General features: G+C 69.5%; 4 protein-coding genes, 1 tRNA gene and 2 pseudogenes. 5 read left to right on the top strand and 2 right to left on the bottom strand.

The window, feature by feature from the left end; all coding sequences use genetic code 11:
* Positions 1-136: 136 nt before the first annotated feature.
* Positions 137-353: pseudogene (locus ACWC1K_RS50455) on the top strand (ATP-binding protein); the annotation flags it as partial.
* Between the two features lie 265 nt (positions 354-618).
* On the opposite strand, the gene ACWC1K_RS50450 reads toward ACWC1K_RS50455, so the two are convergent.
* A complete protein-coding gene (locus ACWC1K_RS50450; protein ID WP_450840945.1) occupies positions 619-2,070 on the bottom strand; it encodes an amidase in 1,452 nt (483 codons plus the stop codon).
* 116 nt (positions 2,071-2,186) lie between these two features.
* On the opposite strand from ACWC1K_RS50450, the gene ACWC1K_RS50445 reads away from it, so the two are divergent.
* From ACWC1K_RS50445 to ACWC1K_RS50430, 4 genes are all read left to right on the top strand, one after another.
* Positions 2,187-2,263: transfer RNA gene (locus ACWC1K_RS50445), tRNA-Trp, on the top strand.
* Between the two features lie 183 nt (positions 2,264-2,446).
* On the top strand, positions 2,447-2,752 hold the full coding sequence (locus tag ACWC1K_RS50440) for a helix-turn-helix domain-containing protein (RefSeq protein ID WP_351478842.1): 306 nt from the start codon (positions 2,447-2,449) through the stop codon (positions 2,750-2,752).
* Positions 2,749-4,296 (top strand): helix-turn-helix domain-containing protein, encoded by a 1,548-nt coding sequence (locus ACWC1K_RS50435; protein WP_450840943.1) that lies wholly within the window; start codon positions 2,749-2,751, stop codon positions 4,294-4,296. The genes ACWC1K_RS50440 and ACWC1K_RS50435 overlap by 4 nt, the downstream gene beginning before the upstream one ends.
* A gap of 341 nt (positions 4,297-4,637) precedes the next feature.
* The gene (locus ACWC1K_RS50430; protein WP_450840941.1) at positions 4,638-7,964 is read left to right on the top strand and encodes a lectin; all 3,327 of its coding nucleotides are present in this window, start codon (positions 4,638-4,640) and stop codon (positions 7,962-7,964) included.
* 36 nt (positions 7,965-8,000) lie between these two features.
* Here ACWC1K_RS50430 and ACWC1K_RS50425 read toward each other — a convergent pair.
* Positions 8,001-8,104, bottom strand: a pseudogene (locus tag ACWC1K_RS50425) (SAM-dependent methyltransferase); the annotation flags it as partial.

Genomic DNA, 8,104 nt, shown 5'->3' with positions numbered 1-8,104 from the left:
CCACATCTCGTCCACACACCCCCGCCACGCACGCCCACACCGGGGGGTGGATGGGTTATAACCGCCCCCCCCCCCCCGCCCCCCGCCGCCCGGGGGGGGGGCGCGCGGCCCCCCCCCGGGCCGTTGATGGATTGTCGTCGCCGTCGACGTGACCGGCCTGCCGACGGGCCAAGTGTGGGCAATTCCGGGCGCGTTGGAGCAGGTCATCGACAACCTGGTCGCCAACGCCCTGCGCGTGTCCCCGCCCGGCACCACCATCACTCTCGCCCGCACCCCCGGCACCGCGTTCCACGTGGTCGGCCAGGGGCCCGGGATGAGCGAAGCCGACCGCCACACGGGCCTTCGACCGCTTCCACTCGTCTCACTCGAACTGGTCGCGAAAGATCACGGCCATGGTCAAAGGCCGGTCACAGGCGGGGAAGCTGACCAACCGCCGCTCCGTCCTCGGATCCGCGGCCAACGGCCCGCGCTGTCGCATCGCGGCCACCGCCGTGGTCGTCGGGGTCGGCGCCATGTCCACCATCCTTCTGATCCAGACGGTGCTCGCTGGTTCGGCCTCGCCTGACGGCCCGCACCGCGGCCGTCAGGACCGCGCTCGAACGACTGCCGGCTTGCGGATCACCTCGGCGCCTGGAAGCCGCCGAGCTTCGGCTCGAGCAGTTCCGCCAGCCGCAGCGGGGTACGGTCCTCGAACATCGGACCGATGAGCTGCACGCCCACCGGCAGACCCTCGGGGGACCGGCCCGCGGGTACGGCGGTGGCGGGCAGTCCGGGCATGGTGGCCAGACCGGCCCAGACGAGCTGGTCGAGGTACGGGTACTCGACGCCGTCGATGTCGATCCGGCGACCCATCAGATCGGGGTTCTGGTCGTGCGGGAACGCGGGAGTGGGCGTGACGGGACACACCACGGCGTCGAACTCGGCGAAGACCTGCCGCCAGCCGTGACGGTGCAGTTCACGGCGGTCGTTCGCCTCGATCCAGTCGCGGTGGCTGAGCACCGTGCCGCGCAGCCGCTCCGCCTCAAGACTCCGGTCGTCCGCGCTCAGCCCGGCGGCATGGGTTCGCAGCAGTTCGTACGTTTCGACGGGGAAACGCGCGGCGGAGTACGAGAACAGCAACCGCGTGTAGATCACGGCCGCTTCGGTGAGACTGGGCACCAGCGGACTGTGCCGTTCGACGCGGGCGCCGGCGTCGGCAAGCGCGTCGGCCACCCGGTTCACGCCCGCCCGCACGGCGGACCCGGTCGGAATGAACGGATGCTCGTCGAGAACCAGGACCCGGAAGTCGCCAAGCCGCTCGTGGCGCGCGGGCGACAGCCGCAAGTCGTGCGCCACACCGAGCGTCAGCGGGTCCGGTCCGGCCATGACATCGAACAGTAGGGCGAGGTCACGGGCACTGCGCGCCATCGGACCGACGACAGCGAGATCAGGCTCGACCGGCAGTGCCGGTGCGGGCGGCGGAACCATGCCGCGGGTCGCCGCCAGCCCGAGGGTCGGCTTGTGCGCGTAGACACCGCAGAAATGCGCGGGGGTGCGCAGCGAACCGCCGATGTCGGAGCCGATGGACAGCGCGCCGAACCCGCACGCCAGGGCGGCCGCTGATCCACCGGAGGACCCGCCCGCCGTACGGCCGTGGTCCCAGGGATTGTTGGTGGTGCCGTAGATCTCGTTGAAGCTCTGCACATCCTGCAGACCCAAGGGCACATTGGTCTTGCCGAGCACCACCGCGCCTGCGGCCTTGAGCCGCGACACCTGCACCGCGTCCTCGGCCGGCACGTAGTTCCGGTGCAGCGGTATGCCCCAGGTCGTGGGCAGTCCGGCGATGTTGTAGGACTCCTTGACCGTCACCGGGATACCGAGCAGTGGCCGGTCCTCACCGCGTGCGCGGGCCTGGTCGGCATCGCGGGCGGCGGCCCGCGCACGGTCGAAGTCCGGCACGCAGATCGCGTTGACCGCCTTGTCGTCCCGCTCAATACGGGCGATCGCCCCGTCGGTCAGTTCCGCCGACGTCACTTCACCGGCGCGCAGTGCGGCCGTCAGTTCTTCGGCCGTCAGAAAATTCCACTCCATGAATCCGGAACGTATCGGTGTCCGGCAGGGGCCATGAAATGCCGCTTCGCGCAAGGCAGTTGGTGGAAAACCTTTGGCGATGGACCTGCTGGTCATGTCAAGCTGTCCTCCACCGAAGGGGTGTAGCTCAGCTGGTCAGAGCGCCGGTCTCCAAAACCGGATGCCGCAGGTTCAAATCCTGCCGCCCCTGCCACTGATCATGTGAACGCGTCCAGCTGGAGACCGACTTCTTCGCCGTCTGGAACGATCCCGCGCGTACTGCACGCCGAACTGACCCGACATGTGCCATGGCCCGCACGCGGCCGTTCCGCTGCCCACCGTCATGCGATATGCGTATGGTGCATGAGGAATGCGCGATATAGTCACCATCGTGGGTATGAGCCTTGAAGAGCGGGTGCGATCGGCGGTGGCGGCGCTCCTGCATGCGGCAGGGGAGTCGCAGACCGAGCTGGCCGCCGCTCTGGGCGTGAGTCAGGCCCAGGTGAGCCGTCGTCAGTCCGGCACCGCGGCGTGGAGTCTGACCGACTGCGAGGCGGTCGCCGCGCACTACGGCATCGACGTCCTCGAACTGCTGGCCGGACCCACCCGGGCCACCGAGGCACTGCCTGCCGCGCGCCGCCGCGTTCCCGGCCGCCCGGCCGGCACCCAGCGCCCTGCGGCCGTCGAAGGGGGCGTGCGATGACGGACTTCGGCGCGATCGACGCGCTGCTCGCCGGTGCCAAGAAGGAGGTGGCGCTGCCTTCCGTCGAGGAGCGGCGTGCCCTGCGCGAGGAGCTGAACGTCTCGCGCTCCCAGCTCGCGCAGGCCCTGGCGGTGAGCCCTTCCACCGTAAAGGGCTGGGAGTCGGGACGGGACCCGAGCGGCGAAGTGCGGGAGAAATACGCGTACTTCCTTGAAGGGGCGAAGGCCAAGCTGGCGGCCGAGGCAGCGGACGTGTCCGAGGAAGCCCCGGCGGAGGCGCCGGAGGACGAAGTTCGCGCGGATGCCGAGCCGACGGCCGACCAGGACGACGACGTCGACGTGCTCGCCACCCCGCGACCGTGCGTGCTGTGCGGACAGCCCGCCCGTCACCAGGTCGCCGGATTCCCCCAGCATCTGGACCCCGCCGAGTGTCGCGCCGCCGCGCCCGCGGAGCCGAAGGGGCCGGTCGCGCCGGAGAAGCCCGCCGCGCAGACGACTCTCTCGCGTGCACCGTCCCCCGGCCGACAGGGGCAGGCGGGACGCGGTGTCCGGGTCGTGCCCGTCGGCCGCCGCATGCAGGCCGCCGACACCCCGGACCTGATCGGCTCCGCGGTCTCGGCCGCGCTCGCCGAGCACTCCGGTGACGTGGAAGCGGCGACCAAGGCGCTGGTGAAGCGGGCGATCCCGGACGCGATGGCACTGCTGGACCACAGCCGCAAGGGCGGCCGCTACGAGATCGTCGCCCATCCGTGGCTGCCCGACATCCTGCGCAAGCAGTCCTCCCGCGGCGCGGACCAGATCTGGGAGGCTCGCCCCAAGTGGGCGCGGCCCGAACTACCGCCCGGCCGCCATGAGGTCACCGCGCTCGACATCAACGGCGCGTACCTGAGCGCCCTCAAGACTCATCTGCCGCTCGGCCAGCTGGAGCACTCCACCGGCAACCATCACAACCCGCGCCGCGCCGGCCTCCACCTGATCACCCCGCCGGACTGGGACCACGACGGCTGCCTGCCCAACCCGATCGGCAGCCGGGACGAGCCGGGACCGCTGTGGGTGACCGAACCGACCCTGCGGCTGCTGCTGCGGATCTCGGGGCCGAAGTACGGGCTGTGCGACCCGCCGGAGATCCACGAGTCGTGGACTTCCGGGGCCACCGAAGGCCTGCTGGAGAAGTTCCGCGTCGCCCTCAAGGAAGCCCGGGACCGGGCCATCGCCGAAGACGACGAAGTGACGCTGGAGTACGTCAAGGCGATGTACTCGAAGTTCGTCTCGACCCTGGGGGAGTCGAACTACAACCGGGAGCTGTACCGCACCGACTGGATGCACCTCATCCGCTCGCAGGCCTTCGCGAACCTCTGGTGGAAAGCACACCGCGCCTACGACCAGGGCCTGATGGTGGCCCGCGCGATGGGCACCGACGAACTGCACGTCATCGGCGACTGGCGCGCGGTCTTCCCGGAGGGCCGCGGCGTCACCGAGGTGAAGCTCAAGGACGTCTACACCATCGACACCGAGCCGGGTCCTGCCGACGAGCGCGACAACTGAGGTCGGACTCCGCAGGGCACGGCACCCCCTGGGCGTACCCCGGCCCCGGCGGATGTGACCATCCGTGAACTCCTCCCTCAGAAAGTCCGGTTGGCCTCGTTGACATCCCATCAGCTCAGGCGTTTCACTCGACACTCGTAGATGGCAACGTTGTCAGACCGGCGGAGAGCGCCCGACAACGTTGTCTGCTGTCGGCGCTGCGTGGTTCCGGGAGCGCCGGCACCTGATGTGCGAAGCACGAACTGCTGCGGAGGCAACCGATGGTGAGACCCCGACGTTCAGCTGCGCCACGTGACCGCAAGAGACGCCGTCAGCACCTGGCGGCGGTCTGCGTGTTGGGCATGGCCGCCCTGCCACTCACGGCAGCGGGCAGCGCCGATGCCGCGAGCACCGCGACGCCGGCGTTCGTGAAGGATCCCGCGTCCCTCGTCAACCCCCTCATCGGCACGTCCGGTGCCGTGGACACCTTCCCCGGTCCCGACATGCCGGCCGGCATGGTGCAGTGGGGCCCCGACACGACGCCCCACCGCCCCGACGGCGGCGGCTACGAGTACAACGACAACAAGATCTCAGGCTTCAGCCTCACACACGTTTCGGGCCCCGGCTGCCCCGTCGCGGGCGACCTGCCGATCCTGCCGGTGGCCGGCGCGCTGTCCGGCAGCCTCGGCGACACGTCCGTCGGCTTCAGCCACAGCGACGAGCAGGCGGGCATCGGCTCCTACAAGGTCACCGACGCGAACGGCGTCACGACCGAGTTGACCGACACCACCCGTGCGGGACTCGGCCACTTCACCTTCCCGGCGGGCCGGCAGGGGAACCTGCTGTTCAAGCTGAGCGGCGGCGCCACGCAGGTGGACGGAACCCGCGTCCAGGTGGTGAACGACCAGGAGATCAGCGGCGCGATCGACAGCGGTCACTTCTGCGGCGCCAAGAACAGGTACACGCTGCACTTCGACATCAAGTTCGACCATCCGTTCACCGAGAGCGGCACCTGGGTCGGCAGCACCATCAACCCCGACGCGAGGTCACTGAAGGCGGGCAAAGTTCGGCAGACTCCGCAGACCTCCCAGTCGGCCCCGCTGAAGGAGAAGCACTTCACCGTCCCGGCGAAGCCGGCCCCCACGATCCACGGCAGCAGCGCCAAGGCTTCCGGCACACCGTCCCCGGCGCCGAGCGCCGGTACCAGGTCCCGGTCGTCGGTCACGCCCCGGGCGGCCCAGCCCCCCACCACGGGCGCGAACGGCATGTACCTGACCTTCGACACCTCCTCCGACGCCACGGTGAGCGCGAAGGTCGGCATCTCCTACACGAACGACGCAAACGCGGCGGACAACCTCGCCGCCGAGATCAGGACATGGAACCTCGACACCGTCGAGCAGGCCAACCACCAAGCGTGGAACACGGTGCTGAACAAGCTCCAGATCGGCGGCGGCACCTCCGACCAGCAGGTGCAGTTCTACACCGCGCTCTATCACGCACTGCTGCACCCGAACGTCTTCTCCGACGCCAACGGCCAGTACATGGGCATGGACAACCAGGTCCACAGGCTGGCCAAGGGGCAGAGGGCCCAGTACGCCAACTACTCGGGCTGGGACACCTACCGCTCGCAGACCCAGCTCATGGCGATGGTCGAGCCCAAGGTCGCGAGTGACGTCGTCACCTCGATGCTCAACGGCTACGACCAGACGGGGCTGCTGCCCAAGTGGGCCTCGAACAACGGCGAGAGCTACGTCATGGTCGGTGACCCGGCCGCCGGCATCATCGCCGGCGCGTACGCCTTCGGCGCGACGGACTTCGACACCGGCAAGGCACTCACGGCTCTCCAGCACGAGGCCACCGTCCCCAACAACGACCGCCCGGGGGAGTCGGTACGGGACACGAAGGGCTATCTTCCGCTGGACGAGAACGACTACGGCTGCTGCAACTTCTACGGCCCGGTCTCCACTCAACTGGAGTACGACTCGGCCGACTACGCGCTGGCCGCGTTCGCGAAGTCCCTGGGCAGGACGGATGTCCACGAGAAGTTCGCCACCCGGGCCCAGGACTGGATGAACGTCTTCAACCCGCAGACCGGCCATCTGCAGGCCAAGAACAAGGACGGCCAGTTCGCGGGCGGATTCACCCCCGGCACCTCCAACGGGTTCGTGGAGGGCACCTCCGCCCAGTACACCCCGATGGTCCCGTTCAACCTGCAGCAGCTCATCCAGGCACGCGGCGGCCCCAAGGCGTACTCGTCGTTCCTGGACAGCCTCCTCGACAACATCACCAATCCCGGCAACACCAACGCCGACCTGAGCAACGAGCCCAGCGTGGAGATCCCCTGGGAGTACGACTACACGGGCCAGCCGTGGAAGACCCAGGCAGCCGTCCGCGAAGCCCAGCAGAAGCTGTACTTCAACGCTCCGGTCGGCTCCTTCGGCAACGACGACCTCGGCGCGATGAGCTCCTGGTACGTCTGGTCGGAGCTGGGCATGTACCCCGAGACCCCGGGCACGGACACCCTGGCGCTCGGCAGCCCGGCGTTCCCGGTGGCCCAGGCGACCCTCGCCGGCGGCAGGACGGTGCGGATCAACGCACCGCAGGCCGCACCCGACGCGCCGTACGTGCAGTCGCTCAACGTCAAGGGCAAGGATTGGAAGACCTCCTGGCTGACGTACGGGCAGTTCAAGGGTGCGGGGAGCATCGACTTCACGCTCGGCACCCAGCCCAACACCTCCTGGGCGTCCGACCCGTCGGCGGCACCGCCCTCGGACACCACGGGCGGCAACCGGGTGCTGGCCGCGACCGGTCCCTCCAGCGACGGTCTGGTGCTCCAGCCCGGTACGTCCGGTGACGGCACCCTCGACCTGACGAACCTCGGGGGCAAGGCCGTCACGGTCGACTGGAAGGCCACGGCTCCCTCCGCCGTCACGTTGGACACGTCGTCCGGATCGCTGACCGTGCCCGCCTCGGGCAGCGCCGAGGCGAAGATCCATGTGACGGCCGGCACGAGCGAGGGAACCTACCCGGTCGCCTTTGCGCTGACCGACCACAGCACCGGAGGGACACTGAGCGGCGCGAGCCTCCGCGTGGCCGTGGCGAAGGCCGGGGCGCTGTGGCCGTACAACACCAACGAGGGCATCTATCCCGACGGCGCCACCTTCTCGGGCGGCTTCGACAACGATGGCTGGGCGTACTCGCAGAACGCGCTGTCGGCGGCCGGCGTCACGAGCGGCTCGACCGTCACCGTCGACGGCATCTCCTACACCTGGCCGACCGTGACATCCGGTCAGCTGGACAACCTGGAGATGGCCGGCCAGACCATTGCGATGCCGGCCGGCACCTCGGGCGCGTCGCTGGGCCTGCTCGGCGCGGCGACCAACGCGCCGAGCGACGGCATCTCGGGCACGCTGACCGTCACCTACACCGACGGCACCACCTCGAAGGCGACGGTCGGCTTCTCGGACTGGACGCTGAACGGCGGGGCCGGCAAGCCGATCGAGGGCGACACGACGGCCGTCACGACGTCGTACCGCAACACCGCGAGCGGAGGCCGGGACAGTGTCAAGACCTACGCCTTCGCCACGAAGGTCCCGCTGGATGCGTCCAAGCAGGTGGCGTCGATCACGCTGCCGGTGACGGGTGCTACGGGCGCCGATCACCTGTTCGCCTACGGCTTCGGACAGTAAGGGCCTGGCGGCACTGATGATGCAGGGCCGCTTCCCGGGCATCCGCCAGGGGCGGTCGTGGTGCCGGTGCTTGTCCCCCGCCTGGAAGCCGACCAGGAGGTGGCCGCCGGGTGCGAGCACTCGGTGGAACTCGGCGAACA

Source organism: Streptomyces sp. NPDC001492 (assembly GCF_053597275.1).
This window is presented reverse-complemented; position numbering and strand designations above follow the sequence as displayed.